Origin of the sequence: Streptomyces sp. H27-C3, assembly GCF_030063415.1 — a bacterium.
GTDB lineage: Bacteria > Actinomycetota > Actinomycetes > Streptomycetales > Streptomycetaceae > Streptomyces.
Genome location: NZ_JASITA010000059.1, coordinates 1 through 15,509 on the forward strand (window position 1 = coordinate 1; position 15,509 = coordinate 15,509).

Below are 15,509 nucleotides of genomic sequence, written 5' to 3' on the forward strand. Positions count from 1 at the left end.
CTCGACGGCCAGGACCTACCTCCCACCGCGTCCGTCGTCCCCATGGGGAATTACGTGACCGCGGGGGTGGGGAATTACGTGACGCAGAACCCGCCCAACCTGGGGAATTTCATGATCGCTCACAGGGTGTGTGCTGATGACCTGCTGGCGCTCGCTGGTCGGGACGTTGTCGTGCATCCACTGCCAGCCGGGCACGGCGTGGATCCCGTGTTCCGACAGCTTTTCGCACAGGTCGCGTACCTCTGCGGCCGCGGGCAACAGGCCCTCGCTGGTGTCGAGGAGGGCGAGCAGGGCCTGATCGTTCAGCAGGTTGATGCGCTTGTGCGTCAGTGTGGTCTCAAGCCCGCCGGCGCGGCGCGCGGAGAGCTGCTGCAAGGCGTCGGCGTGGTCGCCCAGCCAGCATAATGGGTCGCCGGCGCCCAGTTCGTCGCTGCTGGCCTCCAGGAGCTCGCCACACAGCGCGGTGCTGCGAACGTCCTCGGCCCGAGCGCGCAGTCGGCCGGTCTCTTCTACTGCCGTCGTCGCGGCTCCTCGCGCGGACCAGGCCAGTTGCCCTTGCTTCGACAGCGCGGTCTGGGCTCGGTCCCGTTGAGCCTTGACGCTCTTGCGGGCCTGATTGGCCTCCTGGAGCAGCTGCTCGCTGTGGCGCGCGTCGTTCTGGGTGCGGGCGGCAGCATCGGCCGCGCTTTCCTGCGGGTCCAGAAGGTCTAGCTCGCGAGCGGCGCTCAGACGCTCTGCGAAGGCGTCGGTCTGATCCTGCAAAATGCGGGATTCTGCTCGCGCGTCGCCCGTCGCGGTAAGCAGCTCGTTGCTGCGGGTACGCCATTGCCCGATCTTTTTCTGTGTCACGCCTGTTGCAAGGTGGTGCGTACGGATTGTTTCGCGGGCCTCTTGCTCGGCACGGGTATAGCCGGCGCGCAGTGCTGCTGCCGCGGTGTCGAGGGCCTGGATGTAGGGGGCGGCGGTGCGTTCGGCCTCCACGAGGGCCAGCTGGGCGCGGTTGTTGTCGTCCTGTGCCTGGGCGTGGCGCAGTGCGATCGGGACGCTGGCCCACGCCGCGCTGTGATGCTGCGCCTTCTGCTTTTCCTTCTGGGTGGTCTCCTGTTGAGTGGTGATCTCGCCCAGCTGGAGAGTGTGGGCACACAACTGCACGTGCCGGACGCGCGCATGGGCGAGAACGCACGCGCCCTTTGCGGCCTCCAGCGAGCCGTGAGTCTGCTTGAGGGCGGCGTTTCTGTCGCTTTCGGTGGTGGTGAGCTCGATGTGACGCGCCCGGACTGCGGAGGTGAGGTGTTTGAGGTCCTTCTCGGCGCTCTGGGCTGCACCGGCGTGCTGGGAGTGCAGGCCGTGGAGGCCGGCGACGTCCTCGCACGCGCGGTGCATCTCCACTGCGAACTGCCGCTCCCTCTCCCACTGGGCCCGCTGGTCGTGTGCGGCGGCATAACCGTGGAAGGCGGTGCCCAGTTCGGTGTACTGGTCGTCATCTGTGGCCTTGCGCAGGAGCCATTCCACGAAGGCGTTGGCGGTGCTGGTGGTGAAGGCTGCAGCCGCGTCGCTCTCCTTGGCGTTCATCCTGCGCTGCACGTCGAAGAGCTCGGGCTGCAGGCCGAGGCCGCGCTGGTGTTTCTCCCACTTTTCCTGGCCGTCGAGGAGGTGCAGCTCGAGCGCTTCTACCCGCTCTTTCCAGTCGCGCAGTTCGGTGCAGTACTCCTCGTACGGAGTCCAGTGCCCCTCACGGTGGAAGGGAAGCCGGTCGGCGTCCAGCGCCGCGCAGGGGTGGAAGCTGTAGAAGCAGCGCCGCATTGTGCCGTCGCGCTCGGGGGCCAGGACCTGCGCGGTTACCAGCAGGCGTCCGGTGCGGGCGTCGGCCCATTCGAGTACCACGTGCGAAGGCTGTGCCATGGAGATGGTGAAGTTGCGCAGCGTCTCCAGATCCTGGTGGTGGAAGGGGATGGTGGTGCAGGTGATGCCGGTCAGTAAGACGCCTTTGCCGCCGCCGTTTTGCAGCATGACCAGGCTGGCGGGTGCCGGGCGCTGGGTGACATGTCCGGCGTCGGGAATCAGCGCGGCGGTCTCCACCTCGGCGCCGACCCCGGAGAAGTCCAGCGGCACGTCCTCGTAACGGGCATCGCGGGGCCCGAAGTTTCGCAGCAGGATGCGGTTGAGCTCATACATGGAAGGAGTCCTTGGGGGAGCGGTCAGCTGAAGAGGCCGTTGGCCAGCACAGCATCGTCCGGCGACGGCGATGCGTCTGCTGAGGGCTGGGCGGGGCCGGGTGCGCCATCGGTGGGCAGGACTGCGACGCCCAATGCTGCAAGCTCCTGCAGCATGTCGCGCGCCGCCTGGTCGCGGATCTGCAGCCGGTACTTGACGTGGGTGACGTAGGTGCCGGCGTCCTCGTCGCTAACCTTGCTGGCGAAGCCGTGGCCTTCCAGATGCGTGAACGCCCTTTTCACCAGGGCTCTGGTGGACGCCTGGGGTGCTCTGCCTGTCTGCGTCTTGGTCTTGCCTGTGGCGTTGCGGCGCAGGTAGGCCCGCCAGAGCCCCTCCAGCCCCGGTTGATCGGAGGGCGGATCGACGTCCTCGCCAGTGTGGGCAAGACGGCGTTCGATGGTCGCGGCCCGGACACGGACCTCATCATCGACCTCCCGGACCGAGATCCGCCCGACATGCTCGTCATCATCGAGGTCCTCGGGACGAGGGAAAACCATGGCTGCAATCGTCAACTGGGCCAGCAGGTACAGGGGGCGATCGGAGGTCTGCGGCACGAGGTCGGAGACGGACACCGTGAAGTCGGTCTCGGGCGTCGTGCCCAGGACCAGCCCGGTCTGGAGATGGACTTCCAGTACCGTCAGATCGAAGCCCTGGGCAACCTTCCGCACCACCTGCGCGAAGTCCGGCTCGGTGTCGAAGCGTCGGACGAGGCGGGCGTACTCGCCGGAGCGAGCGGGCGCCTTACGGCGGGCCATCGCGAAGGCGACCATCCGGGCAGCGTCGGCAGCATCCTCGTGGCGGTTCATGCACTCTCCTGATCAAGCGGATGGGTGTCAGGGCCTTGCGGGCGGCGCGGTGTGGGAAACGCGGGCAGTGGCGGGCTCATCTCCTGCGTCATGGCGGTGCCCGCGGTGCGGACCAGGAGGAAGTCGCTGCCGCCGAAGCGTTCGTCATCCAGGACCGTGCCGTCGTCGACGGCTACCACGGCAGCCTCGCCGTCGGCGAGCTGGCGCACAGGAATGAGCCGGAACAACTGCTGGACTCGGATCGTGAGCAGCTCATCGGTTCCGGCGTCCGGGCCGGTTCCCGGGCCGGACTGGCGTGTGGTCTCCAGCAGGACCGAGAGCCGCACGCCCTGGTCCGTGACGGCTTCCAGCAGGGTGTCCACTGCGTGGTGCTGCTCGTCGCCGAAGGCGGACGGGGCATCGATCTGCGACCAGTCGTACTCGTCCTGGACCGCTACCAGCTCCCCGCCGGTCTCCTCGGCGACCTGGGCGAGCCCTTCCAGGTAGTCAGGCAGGTACATCACACGGGGGCGCACCGAACCCATGACCGCGCGCGTGAACGCCTCCAAGGGGCCCAGGCACGCGTCAAGGGAGAGCTCCAGCACGGGTTGAAGGAGCTGCTCGTCCAAGTGTACGCGGGTGTGGATCGCCGGAGCTACGAATACCTGGCGGTCTTGTTGACGCCGGAACTCCGGACCGACCTTCATCAGCATGTCGATCAGCACTGCATGGCGTTTCCAGCACTCGTGGATGAGCGTGGCGAGGTCTTGCAGTTGTCTGCGCTTGCGGTCATCGGCGGTGGCTTCCAGTAGCTGGTTGACCCGCTCTTTTTGCAGTGTCTCGGACGCGGACCGGCTGCGCACGTGCTCCAGAGCCTCATCGACGATGTCTTTGACTTCCGTGTCCCAGTCCACCGCCCGCACATTGCGCTTCATCGATTCGATGCGCCCGCGTATGTCTTTGGCGTATCGGATGCTGTGGATCTGTGCGTTCTGGGCGGCCTGCCATGCTTCGCTGATCCGTGATCGCTTGAGCAGGGCCTCCAGTTTGGCCTCGGCGGCGATCTGTTCCGAGGCGATGTCGACGTCGATCGCATGCACCAGCACGGTGATCGCTGCGTCGGTGGCGATGAGCGCGGCCTGCCCCACATGATCGGGGACTTCCTTGAGGATCTGGAAGGATGCCGTGCGCGTCTCGAATCCGTCCTCGGTTACATACCCGACGTCGTGATGGAAGGCGCGGTCGCGTTCTTCGGTGTTGATCAGTCGCTCGGTCACCCAGCGGGCGACCGCCCGGTACTCCTCCCCTGTCCGCCTCGGCAGCTGCAGGGCGGCGAATTCGGCCACGTGTTCTACGACAGCTTCCTGTCGCACGGCTGGCCGCATGTCCGTGCGCAGGGTCACGAAGTCGATGGCGATCAGGGCCAGCTCGGCCATGCGGTATCGGTCCCACCCGCGCTCTTTCTTGGCCTTGCTGTTATCCAGGGCCATCAGTGGGGAGCCCACGGCCAGGGCCCGGATCCGTGCGGTGATGCTCTCGTAGACGGTCGATGGCTCGTCGAAGTTCACCAGTTCTGTCCCCCCAAGTTCATTTCTGGCGCGCTGAGTTCAAGCTAAAACACGGCACTGACAATGGCCGTGGAATTCGAACGCATGGCTTGTTTCCGGTGTGGTTATTGGCGGATGTATTGGAGCCCGGGGGCCCGCTTGAGGTCGAGAGTGAAACTGCCGACGCTGTCGGTGCTGTCGGGCAGGGTGAGCGTGTAGCCGTTGCCGGAGTAGGTGTCTGGTCCGGAGCGGGTGAGTGGGTCTCTTGTGCCGCGGCGCCAGAGGTGGAGGGTGTCCGTGGTGCGGGTGAGTCGCAGGCTGCCGGGGGCCTGGTCGCAGGTGAAGGTGCCCATGTCGGTGTGCGGGCCGGACTCGTCCCGGGTGGGCGGGGTGGGGCGAGTCGGCCGTCGTGTCTTCGCTGCCTCTGCGAGGACCTGGCCGTGACCGGCTGACGGATGGGCTCGGAGGTTCTCCAGGACGGCGGCGGTGACGTGATCGGCCGGGGCGTCCGTGTTGTTGGACAGGCAGAGGACACGCAGTCCTCCTGATTCCAGGTGCACTGCAGCGGAGAAGCCCTGTTCGTGTCCGTAGTGGAAGACAGCAGCGTCATCGCCGCGCGTGCTGGCGTAGAGGCCGGGTCCGTACAGGTAGGGCGTGTGATCGCTTGGCGTGTACGCAAGCGTGTCCTGCCAGGGGAGTTGCTGGTGTTGCCAGGTGTGGTGGAGGTGGGTGAGCCACCGGTCGAGGTCGCCGGGCGTGGACCACAGGGATCCAGAGCCGGGCACTGTGGCCGGTCCCTGGGTGTGCTGCCAGCCGTGGTCGGTGGCCTGGTAGGCGGATGCGGCCCGGGGGACTACTTGGCGGGGGTCTGCCTTGAAGTGAGTGCCGTGCATGCCGAGCGGCGTGAACACATCCCGGTGTGCGAGGTCGGGCAGTGGGGTGCGGTGGACGGTTTCGAGGATCTCGGCAAGGAGGAGGTAGTTGGTGTTGCTGTAAAGGAAGGCGCCATGTGGGAGGGCGCGTTGGTGTTGCTGGTAGGCGAGGGTCCGCAGGTCGTCGGCCGTGTAGTGGTCGAGGTCCCGGAAGCCGGCGAGGGAGAGGAGGGACTCGGCGTCGCGCAGTCCCGAGCGGTGGGTGATCAGGTCCGCCACGGTGATGTCGCTGATCTTGAGGCGGGGGAGCAGGTCCGCTGCTGGCTGGTCGAGGCGCAGGAGTTCGTCGCGGGCGGCGAGCAGGGTCAGGTGGGCTGTGATCTGCTTCGCGACCGAGCCGGTGTTGAACGCGGTGTCCGGTCCGATGGGCTGCCCATGTTCGAGGCTGGCCAGACCGGAATGCAGCAGGGCGGGTTGTGCATCCGGGGCGTCGATCAACAGAGAGAGGCCGGGCTCCGTGTCCTGGTGCGCGCTCACAGGGTGAGTGCCTGACGGTGGGCGGCGGCAAGACGCTGGCGCAGGCCGTCGTCGTGGATCAGCTCCAGGACGCGGGGGTGGTCAGCCGTCGTTTCGGCTAGGAGGGTCCGCTGCTGATCGAGGTAAGCAGCCAGGAACCGGTGCTGCTGTCCGCTGGCGTGGTTCAGCGCGTGCGCGGTGAACAGCATGGTGAGCGGGAAAGCCCAGCACGCATGCAGAAAGCCGAACGCAGGCCGATCGGTCTTCTTCCACGGGGAGTAGAAACGGGGAGTGTCGCTGACCTTGCAGCCCGTGGCGGCGAGGGCGTCGTTGAGCCAGTTGTGGCCGCCCTCGTGAATCAGGTCGCGGGCCAGGACGAGGGGGTCCTCGACGTGGTCCATGAAGACGGTGCCGGGCAGTCGGCTGATGGTCCAGCTGTCGAGCGTGTCACCGAGGTTCTTGGTCCGCAGCAGGCACAGGACGACGGCGTGCGCAGCAAGCAGACTGCCGAACCCCGCAGTGAGGCCGCAGGCGTATGCGTCGACCGCGAGAGCGCGCAGATGGGCAGGCGCGGGTCCGGTGTGAGGGCCGAGTACGTAGTACGGGGTCTCGGAGATCGCGGAGCGGGGCAGGTCGGCGAGCGCGGGCGCAACAATCACGCGGGCGCCGAGCGACGTGGCAGTAGCGCTGGCGGAGGCACCGGCGTCGGGGTGGGTGGCGTACCAGCCGAAGGTGTTGCCCGCACCGGCCCGGGCCGCGGCTTCGGCCCCTTCGAGAGTGTGGTGGGCCAGGCAGTAAGCGGCAGCCGCATTGGTCTCCGCCTGGGAGTGCGGTGCTCGGGCGTGGAGGACGGTGTGGATGCGCTTCGTGCGGTTGCGATGCAGGAGCTCGATGGGTGCGAAGTCGAAGAGCGTGGCAAGGGTGTCCACGGACATGGCTCCTGTTCGATGGCGGGCCTGGGGCCGGGACCGCTGCACTGGCGTCCCGGCCCTAGGCGATGTCACCGGCAGCGCTCACCACAGCCGCCGATAGGGGAGATGAGTGATCAGGCGGTGGGGGTTGCCGCCTCGGCTGCCGGCCAGCCTTCGGCCGAGACGCTGGAGGTGTGCGCGGTGGTGCGGACGGTCTCGTCCTCGCCGCGCAGGTCCTCGACGTCGGCGAGGAAGTCGGCGATGCGGTCCTGGTCCATGAGGTGTTCCGCCTTTCGGTCTCGTTGGCTTCGGCATGGATCCTGTGCTCGCGATAGCGCGGCCCTCGGGTGGAGCTCTCGCCCGGAACATGAAGGGCTCTCCTCTCGCGGTGGTCAGTGCGGGTAGGTGTCTGCGGCGGTGCGCAGAGCGGTCCGGAGCACGTCCATGCCCGGACGGCTCGTCGGCTCGCCGGTCAGTGCTGCGGTGACGGCGCTGCCGAGCGGCTCAGTGATCAGGGCGCGCTCTGCAGTTGTGAGGCGGGGAATGTCCCCGCACAGGTAGCGGTAGGTCAGGACGGCCAGGCTGAAGACGTCCGCGGCCGGGGTGGCCTCGTGGAAGGCGGTGAGGTACTCCGGCGGCCAGTGCACTTCGGGGCCGCGGTGTTCAGGCCCGCGGGGCGTGGAGGTTCGGCGGGCGGCTCCGAGGTCGGTGATCAGGCCCCGGCCTTGGTTGATGAGGATGTTCTCCTGGTAGACGTCGCGGTGGATGATGCCGCGTTGGTGCAGGTGGCTGAGGCCGTCCGCGACGTCGGCCAGGATGCTCAAGCCGTGGCCGGTGTCCTTGCCGGTATCCATGAAGGCCCGGAAGTTCCCGCCGTTGCAGTGAGGCATGGTGTACCAGTCGAACCGTTCACAGCTGCCCTGTTCCAGCAGGGGGACGACGTGCTCCGCGCCTGTGGCTGCGGAGGTGAGCTCTGCCTCGTGGCGGAAGTCGGCGCGGGTGAGGGCGCGTTCGGTCTCGTTCATCTGCGCGTACCAGTAGAAGCCGTAGGCCGCCGGCCGCGCGGTGGGGTCGATTTCGGCCAGGACGTGGTTGCTGCCGAAGCCAGCTTTCAGGACGATGTCGTTCTGGCCGGGGCGGTGGGCTTGGATCAGGGTGCTGGCCCGGGTGAACGCGAGGAGTTCGCGGATGTGCCAGCCGTCGGCGGCGAGTTGATCGGCCACCCAGGCGGCGGGGTGCATCGGGTGCAGATTCATCGGTTCGCTTCCGTCATGGAGGCGGGTTGGCCCGCTCTTCGGAGGTGGTCCATGCAGGTGCGGGTCAGGGCGTCGAGGTCGGCGTCGTTCGCGCAGGGGTGGGACAGCACCGGAAGCCCGGTGGTCCTGGTCCAGGCGCTGGCGGCCCCGCTGTAGAGGTCGGCCAGCCGGGCTGCGGTCTGGGGTTGTTCGGTGAACCGTTGCCCGGTTGCGCGCCTGGCAAGGCGGGTGTGGCAGAGATCCGGGTCGGTGGTCAGCAACACCGTCAGCCGGGGCCGGGCGTGCGCTTGGCCGGCGAGATGTGCCACGTAGGTGTCGACCGGCTGGCGGTGGAGCAGGGCGAGCAGGCAGGCGGTGGACAGGGAGAACCGGTCGGCGAGGACCGGGCCGTCGGCGAGCGCCGGGGTGATGTTGAACCGGGAGTGCAGGGCGAGGTCGTGGACGACGGCCTCGATGGCCTCCTGCTGGTTGCCGCCGTCTCCGGCCCGCAGCCGGATCAGCGTGCGGGTGGCGGTGTGGGAGAGCCAGGAGAACTGCCCGATGTGGCTGAGGTGGATGCCTTCGGAGCGGACGGCGGCAAGGAGCCGGTCGCGCAGGGTGCTCTTCCCGGCGCCAGCTATGCCTTCCAGGGCGAGCAGCATGCCCCTCACCCGCCCGGGGTGGGTTCGGCGATGAGCCAGCTGATGAACTTGGCGACCCGTCCCGCAGTGACCGGTCGGGTTCCGTGGGCAAGTTGTGATCCGTACAGCAGCGCGGTGCCCGGCGCCGGGGAGACGTTCCACCGGGTGCGGGGCATCTGCAGGAACCACGGGGCGGAATTGTCGGCTCCGTCGTGGGCAAGCCACATGCCCGGCGCGTAGCCGCTTGCTGCGGCGTCGGGTGCCTCGCCGCTCCACAGCCGGTGACTGGAGGTGGTCTCGACGCAGAACTCGCCCCCGCCCTCGGCCTCTGCGATGACGACGCTGATGCCCGCGATCTGCCGGGGCCAGGCGAGCGGGTCGGGGGCGATGCCGTCGAGGTGGCTGGTGATGTGCTGTCCCACCCCGTACTCGACGTAGGTCCAGGGGCGGCAGAGAGCAATGGAGGGCATGACGCGGGCCAGCGCAGGGCGGGCGCGGTCGAACGCATCGTTAAGGATCTTCTCGGCGGTCTCGGGGATCGAGGGGATCTCCACGCGACCAGCGGGCTCGTAGACTGCCATAGCCTGCTCGGGGCTGTGGCCGGGGATCTCATGGATGGAGGCCCGGCGCCCCTCGCCGAAGCGATCAGCGCCTACGGGGGCGAGGACATCGTTCATCAGGTTGGCGAGCTGGGCCAGTTCGGAGGCGCTGAGGAAGTTCTCGACGCTTCCGATGCCGACGGTCTCGGCTATGTGGATCACTTCGTAACCTCCCTTTGCTGGAGCAAGCGGTGGATATCGCTCAGTTCTGTGCAGTGGTTGAGCCAGCTGACGACCGGACTGCGCGGTGCTGCCAGCGGGTTCTCCCACAGGCCCAGGAGCTCGCCGGTCAGCGGCAGTTCGCTGCTGTCGGGCGGACTGCCCATGACAGCCGCTCCGCCTGCTGTCCAAGTGCGGCAGGTCGCCTCGTACTGCTGGGAAAAGACACGAGCGAGGTACACGGCGGCGGCGGCGCGATACGCCCGCAGGAGCGTGGCGGAGGGCGGAGGGCGGTCGTATGCCTGGTGCTCGGTGAGCGCCCATGCCTGGGCGAGAGCGGCGGCAGAGTCGGCAACGCGACAGGTCGCGCAACAGGTGTTCTCGCGGGCCGGGCAAGCGACGAGGTGTTCGCCGAGGGTGGCTCCGAGCTCGTCGAGAACCGCCCAGGCGGTGGCGGCCCGTAGCCCTCCCACCGCCGGCCACGCCCGTCTCATCTCTTCTCGATGGTTGCAGCAGGCCCGACCTGCTCCTGGGCGTCCGCGCGGCGAGAGAGCCGGTTCGATGAACAGCGTGTGGAAGTAGGCGATACGCCCGATCAGCTGGTGGACGACGGCCTCGTCGCTGGGTCTCACCGGAAGACCTCCACGGGCTTCGCCTGCGCCAGTGAAGTGGCGGGGAGGGGGCAGGCGCAGGTGGTGGAGCGGGGGCGCTCGGCGTCGAGAGCCTCGACGAGGACAGCGGTGGCTTCCTCCCGGCGTACGAAGTAGTCCTCCCAGTGGTGGTCGGGGGAGGGGACCAGGCTCAGATCGAGGACCGGTGTTGTCGTCTCCGTCGTCTCGCAGGTGAGGTCCGAGCGGCCGACACGGACCTCAACGCCCCGCGGCAGGGAGACGGCGGCCGACGTGGCGGCTCGGCACAGTGCTGCAGCGGCGCGGGCGTATTCCTGGCGGTCTCGCGGGAGGAGGCCCACGCGCAGGCCGGTGGGAGCAAGCTCGGCCCCGGTGTACGGGTGGCCTTCACAGCTGTCGTAAGTGACGAGGTTCCAGGCGCGGGTGAGGGTGTCGACCAGGGGCCAGACGCCGGGCTCGATCGCGGCCCGCCACAGGGGGTGGGCGGGGTGGAGGTCGTCGGCCTCTTGGATGCCGGCCAGGCCCACCGTGTTGATGTTGCCGTGCTCGCTGGTCCGCAGCCTTACCCGGTCGTGGACCGGGCCTGGGGCATCCCAGCGGGCCTGGAAGGCGGGTACGTCGCGCATGCTGTTCGGCGTGCGCGGGTGCCAGCGCAGGCTCTGGCACCAGGCGCCTTGCGGGTGCGCGGGCTGGGCGAGCAGGGCGGTGACTCCGTCGATCATCCGCATCCGGTAGTCGCAGTACGCGTCGTGACCGTCCAGGGGGTTCTGGCGCCAGCGGGTGGCGATGCACCCTCCGCCGCAGGTGGTGCGGTAGTCGCACGAGGTGCACTTGTCCATCAGCGCTTTGCCCTGGTGCAGCAGGAGGGAGTCCTGCTGGGCCTGGACCAGCTCGTGCTCGTTTCTGGTCGACTCCAGCTGGGTCAGGCGGGCTTGGGGCCAGGGGAGTTCGTCGCAGCTCCCGAGGCGGCCGTCGGGGTAGAGGGTGAAGACGTGGTCGCACTTGAGGTCGGAGAAGTGGCAGAACGGTGTCGTCAGGCCGCGTAATCGGCGGATTGTGGAGACCGCGGGTTCGAGCTTGATGCGGGCGAAGTGCCCGGCGGATATCCAGTGGGCGGTGGCCGACAGGACGAACTGGGCGTACTCGTCGGGATGGATCGCCCAGGCGGGCCCGCCAGCGGTGCCCAGGGCTGCCTGCTGGAGCTGTCGGCTGGCCGGCCTGCGCCGGCCCGGAAGGGCGGTGGAGCGGCGGATGGTGGTGTCGAAGCACGGCACGAAGCTGATCGCGTTGACCGACCCGAAGCCCGCGAGGTGCTCCAGCACCTCTTCGGCGCGGTCCAGCACCGCCGGGGTCACCGCGGCAATCACTCCGACGCTTCTGCCCCGCTCGGCCAGCAGCCGCAGCGATCTGGCGACGCGCGGGTAGACCGGCTTTCCGTCGTAGCCCACGCGCCAGGCATTGCCCCGGGCGTCGCCGTCCAGGGAGATCCCGATGCTCAGCCCGGGACACAGTTCGTCGAACAGGTCGAGCCATTGTGCATCGAGCAGGACCCCGTTGCTCTGCAGGCTGACGCGGACCACCTGGGGAAGACGGGCCAGCTCGGTGAGGATCTCCCCGATGTGCTGGCGTCCCGCGGTGAGCGGCTCGCCACCGTGGAGCTCGACGGCGAGCTTGCGGCCCTTGAAGACGGATGCCAGCTGCTTGATCTGGGCGGCACCGACTCGGGCCCCTCCCGGAGCCTCTTTGCGTTTCTCGTAGCAGTAGAGGCAGTCGATGTCGCATGTCTCGCCCCGTGTCTTGACGATGACGGACACCGCAGTGTCGTGGTCATCGACGTCCAGGCTCCGGTAGAGCCCCTCGATCGTGTGGCGCTGAGTGGTGCTGTGGTTCATCGACTGCCCCTCCCCTGCTGGTCTGACAGGACGCCTGATTAGTCGGTCAGGCGTCCCAACAGGGCGCCCTGGCCGGACTGGAGAATGTGCGCTGCCTCCAGCGGGATCCAGAAGCACTCGAAGTGCGTCGGATCCTGCTCCCCGTCGTGGTCCTCCTGGCTCATCCACCGCTCCGCAGTCGGCTCGGTGAGCTCCAGGTGGAAGACGTGCCGGTGCTGGATCTCGAACCGGTAGGGGCTGATGTCGTAGTCGGTTTCGCCGAGCTTGCGGACGATCTTGAAGTCGGCCAGTCCGGTCTCCTCAGCCGCTTCGCGCAGCGCGGCGGCCTCCGGGCTCTCGCCGGGGCGGATGCTGCCGGCGGGGACCTGGATGCCGACCTCCTCGTAGGAGTAGTCGGTGTGGCGGAACACCAGGAGCCGTCCATCGCGCACGACGTAGACGAGCACCTTTTCCTTCGTGACCTTCTCGGGCATTGAGACAACCTCCACTGAGTTACGGAGCCGGACGGAAAGCCGGCCATGTGCAGAACCGGGGACGCGTGCCCCGGGTTCTGGTGTTATCGAAAACGAAGCCGGGAAGCGCGCGATCCTAGGCCCTCAACGTGCCGCGCGATCAAGGTAAATCGCCTTCCGGGTCGGCCCTGCGACGCCGGCGCTCCCGAGCCCGCTTCCGGATATGGGGCCGCAGCCGCCCACGGCTGTGGAGTGGCCGGGTCGGGGTGCGGCGGGGGAAGCTGGGGGCTGCGCACGGTCCGCTCTCTTTCGCTGGGCTTGTCGGGGTGGCGTTAAGAGTCCCGCCGGTGCGGGTGTCACGGCCATGGCGTGGCGGGTGTCTTCTGGTGCCCGTCCGGGTGCATGGGGTGTCATGGGGGTGGCATTGAGAGGTCACCTTGACGGAATCCGTTGCGAACAGGCCCTGTTGGCCGGTAATCAACGGACAGGAACGAGGCGACGCGGCCTGTCACCTGACCACGGAGGAACCCTTGATGCAGGATCCGACGACGCTGCTCCAGGTGCTGGTCCAGCAACGGCGTTGGCGGTACAGAGACTTCCTGGTTGCTTTCGAGCGGGCGGCAACGCAGGCTGGGCTACCGGGCCTGTCGCTGTCGGAGGCGCAGTTTCGACGCTGGACTTCCGGACGGGTCAAGACACTGCCGGGCTCCGAGATGTGCCGCGTGCTGGAGCAGATGTTCCACGTGGACGTCGTGGCGCTGATGGGCCCTCCACCCCAGCGGTCCGCCGTGGGGTCGGGGGAGAGTGCTGCGTACGACCTCGAAAGTGACATTGCTATGACCGCACGTGACGCCGCCGACGAGGCGGGAGCTGCTGCCGCGCAGTCCGTCTCCGACCTCAGCATCGACCAGCTCCGCGAGGACGCGCTGTCCCTCGCACGCTCCTACGGCACGTTGAGCGCCTTCGACGTCTTCCGCCGGGCCCGATCGCTGCGCTCGGAGGCAGAGCACCACAGGGGGCTCACGCAGATCCCCGCACAACAGCAGGACCTGCTGATCGTGGCCGGGCAGGCTTGCTCCTTGCTGTCCTCCTCGGCATTCGACCTCGGAGCGCTGGACGACGCGGCCCGTCTCGCCCGGTCAGCCGCCTTGTACGGCGAGCTGGCCCGCTTCGATCCACTGCGGGCTTATGCGACCGGGACATTGGCGATCTGCGCGTACTTCATGGGCCGGCCCTCGGAGGCGGTCCGGCAGGCACGGACCGCGCTGACCTACGCAGGGCTGGGCGACACGGCACGGCGCAGACTGCTGTCGATCGAAGCCCGCGCACACGGACACCTCGGCGACCGCGAGCGGTCAACACGGGCACTGGCCGCATCCACGCAACAACACCGAGGCGAGCGGGATGAACTGCACGACGACGTGGGCGGCGAGTTCGGCTTCGACGAAGAGCGCCTGCTGATGTCCAACGGCAGCGCCGCCCTCCTCGTCGACGACGGGCCCACCGCCGAGGCGACAGCCCTGCGGGCCCTTGCCCTGGTCGCGTCCCGCCCGCCGGCCCGCCAATCGCTGTCCGTGCGCGGCAAAGCCGCCGCCGATCTCGCCGCGGCACAGATCCTTCGAGGCGACCTCGATGCGGCAGCGGCATCACTGGAAACGGTCTGGACCACCCCTGCAGAGCAGCGGGTGGCCGGACTACTGGAGCGCACCGGAGCCCTGCGACGAGCCTTGACAGCCCCCGCATTCAAGGGAGCATCCACCGCAGTCACACTCGGCGAACAGATTGAGGAGTTCGGGCGTCTGTCCGCACCCGGGCAGTTAGGCACCGGCCACGGACTCTTGGCCATCGACCCGTGAACCGGTCCCGACGATGCGGCTAAGCATCACCGATAGCAGAGAGCACGCGCGCTTCCTTCTCCGGCGCCAAGCCGTGCTCAGCCCACCTCGGATGCTCGACCGGGCGCCCACCTGACTGCATCCACGCCCAGGTATCGGCAATGGTCTCGACAAAAGGACGGCAACGGAGCCCTGCCCCGACGGCGCGGGTGGCATCGACCGACCACACTCCGGCATGGGTGCGCCACAGTGGGAGTTCCGTCCACTGCTTGACGCCGTGCTCGACAAGCGTCGCCGCATCAGCCCACACCGGACGACCGGCGCTCTGGGTGACATCCAAACAGGAACCCATGAACTCGCCCCAGCTGATGCCCTCGGGGTGCGCGACATTGAACGCCCGACCGGAGAGATCACTGGCGGCCTGATCGACTGCGAAGGCGGCAACGTCGCGTAAATCAACCGGCTGGATCATCTGCTCGGCCGGCGCCGGCACGAGGACCGAGCCGCCGCGCTCGGCACGGGCCAGCCACCAAGGCAGGCGACCGACGTACTCACCGGGGCCCAGGATGACCCCGGGCCGCAGGAAGATTGCGTCCTCCCCGAAGGCGGCGCGTACCGCAGCCTCTCCCCCTGCCTTCTGGAAGCCGTACTTCGTCGGGCTGCCGTCAGAACCGGTGTGCCCAAAGGCCCCATCGTCGTCCGGCGGGCACTCCAGGAGCGGGGAGTCCTCGGTGAGCGGATGGTGCGGCCAGCCCTGGTAGACGGAAACCGTGGAGACGTGCACCCACCGCGAGGCAGCCAGCCGCAAGGTTTCCGCAGCCAAGAGCACGTCACGCGGCGGGAACTCGCTACTGGAGGTATCGATGACGGCATCCCACGGCCCGTACGTGGCAAGCCGCTTCAGATCGTCCGGACTGGTCCGATCACCCTGGACCGTCTCGACTCCATCAACTGCATCAGACCGGCCGCGATTGAACGCAGTCACATCCCACCCGCGCCGCAGTGCCTCCTCGACGATCGCCTTCCCGAGGAACCAGGTGCCGCCCATCACCAAAATCCGCATGAGAGTGACCTTGCCACGAAGCGTCATTTGAGACCATGCACCCTGACAGGGCTGACGTCCCACAGCCCATCGAGTCGGCATGCGAAGGGCCCGCCCAGCGACCGAGGGTGGGGGATAGGCTACCGATCAAGCCGTACCAGAATGGGTGTGCGGGCCAGG

General features: G+C 68.1%; 14 protein-coding genes. 1 reads left to right on the plus strand and 13 read right to left on the minus strand.

Features of this window, described 5'->3' with window-relative positions:
• Positions 1–15 precede the first annotated feature (15 nt).
• The 12 genes from QMK30_RS35220 to QMK30_RS35275 all read right to left on the minus strand — a co-directional run bounded on the left by QMK30_RS35220 (position 16) and on the right by QMK30_RS35275 (position 12,473).
• On the minus strand, positions 16–2,112 hold the full coding sequence (locus QMK30_RS35220) for a coiled-coil domain-containing protein (protein WP_283522426.1): 2,097 nt from the start codon (positions 2,110–2,112) through the stop codon (positions 16–18).
• A gap of 86 nt (positions 2,113–2,198) precedes the next feature.
• Positions 2,199–3,020: a hypothetical protein gene (locus QMK30_RS35225; RefSeq protein WP_283522427.1), complete on the minus strand. Its 822-nt coding sequence runs from the start codon at positions 3,018–3,020 to the stop codon at positions 2,199–2,201.
• On the minus strand, positions 3,017–4,435 hold the full coding sequence (locus QMK30_RS35230; RefSeq protein ID WP_283522428.1) for a hypothetical protein: 1,419 nt from the start codon (positions 4,433–4,435) through the stop codon (positions 3,017–3,019). Before QMK30_RS35230 ends, QMK30_RS35225 begins: the two co-directional genes overlap by 4 nt.
• 236 nt (positions 4,436–4,671) lie before the next feature.
• Positions 4,672–5,955: a serine hydrolase domain-containing protein gene (locus QMK30_RS35235; protein ID WP_283522429.1), complete on the minus strand. Its 1,284-nt coding sequence runs from the start codon at positions 5,953–5,955 to the stop codon at positions 4,672–4,674.
• Positions 5,952–6,863 (minus strand): aKG-HExxH-type peptide beta-hydroxylase, encoded by a 912-nt coding sequence (locus QMK30_RS35240; RefSeq protein WP_283522430.1) that lies wholly within the window; start codon positions 6,861–6,863, stop codon positions 5,952–5,954. Before QMK30_RS35240 ends, QMK30_RS35235 begins: the two co-directional genes overlap by 4 nt.
• Positions 6,864–6,979: 116 nt before the next feature.
• The gene (locus tag QMK30_RS35245; RefSeq protein WP_283522431.1) at positions 6,980–7,123 is read right to left on the minus strand and encodes a hypothetical protein; all 144 of its coding nucleotides are present in this window, start codon (positions 7,121–7,123) and stop codon (positions 6,980–6,982) included.
• Positions 7,124–7,237: 114 nt separating this feature from the next.
• The gene (locus QMK30_RS35250; RefSeq protein WP_283522432.1) at positions 7,238–8,101 is read right to left on the minus strand and encodes a protein kinase domain-containing protein; all 864 of its coding nucleotides are present in this window, start codon (positions 8,099–8,101) and stop codon (positions 7,238–7,240) included.
• Positions 8,098–8,742 (minus strand): hypothetical protein, encoded by a 645-nt coding sequence (locus QMK30_RS35255; RefSeq protein ID WP_283522433.1) that lies wholly within the window; start codon positions 8,740–8,742, stop codon positions 8,098–8,100. Before QMK30_RS35255 ends, QMK30_RS35250 begins: the two co-directional genes overlap by 4 nt.
• Positions 8,743–8,747: 5 nt before the next feature.
• On the minus strand, positions 8,748–9,482 hold the full coding sequence (locus QMK30_RS35260; RefSeq protein WP_283522434.1) for a hypothetical protein: 735 nt from the start codon (positions 9,480–9,482) through the stop codon (positions 8,748–8,750).
• Positions 9,479–10,111: a hypothetical protein gene (locus tag QMK30_RS35265; RefSeq protein ID WP_283522435.1), complete on the minus strand. Its 633-nt coding sequence runs from the start codon at positions 10,109–10,111 to the stop codon at positions 9,479–9,481. Before QMK30_RS35265 ends, QMK30_RS35260 begins: the two co-directional genes overlap by 4 nt.
• Positions 10,108–12,000 (minus strand): radical SAM/SPASM domain-containing protein, encoded by a 1,893-nt coding sequence (locus QMK30_RS35270; RefSeq protein ID WP_283522436.1) that lies wholly within the window; start codon positions 11,998–12,000, stop codon positions 10,108–10,110. Before QMK30_RS35270 ends, QMK30_RS35265 begins: the two co-directional genes overlap by 4 nt.
• A 38-nt stretch (positions 12,001–12,038) precedes the next feature.
• A complete protein-coding gene (locus tag QMK30_RS35275; RefSeq protein ID WP_283522437.1) occupies positions 12,039–12,473 on the minus strand; it encodes an NUDIX hydrolase in 435 nt (144 codons plus the stop codon).
• Positions 12,474–12,985: 512 nt separating this feature from the next.
• Between QMK30_RS35275 and QMK30_RS35280 the strand changes: the two genes are divergently transcribed.
• A complete protein-coding gene (locus QMK30_RS35280; RefSeq protein ID WP_283522438.1) occupies positions 12,986–14,308 on the plus strand; it encodes an NsdA family TPR-like regulatory protein in 1,323 nt (440 codons plus the stop codon).
• A gap of 19 nt (positions 14,309–14,327) precedes the next feature.
• On the opposite strand, the gene QMK30_RS35285 is transcribed toward QMK30_RS35280, so the two are convergent.
• On the minus strand, positions 14,328–15,377 hold the full coding sequence (locus QMK30_RS35285) for an NAD-dependent epimerase/dehydratase family protein (protein WP_283522439.1): 1,050 nt from the start codon (positions 15,375–15,377) through the stop codon (positions 14,328–14,330).
• Positions 15,378–15,509: the final 132 nt, after the last annotated feature.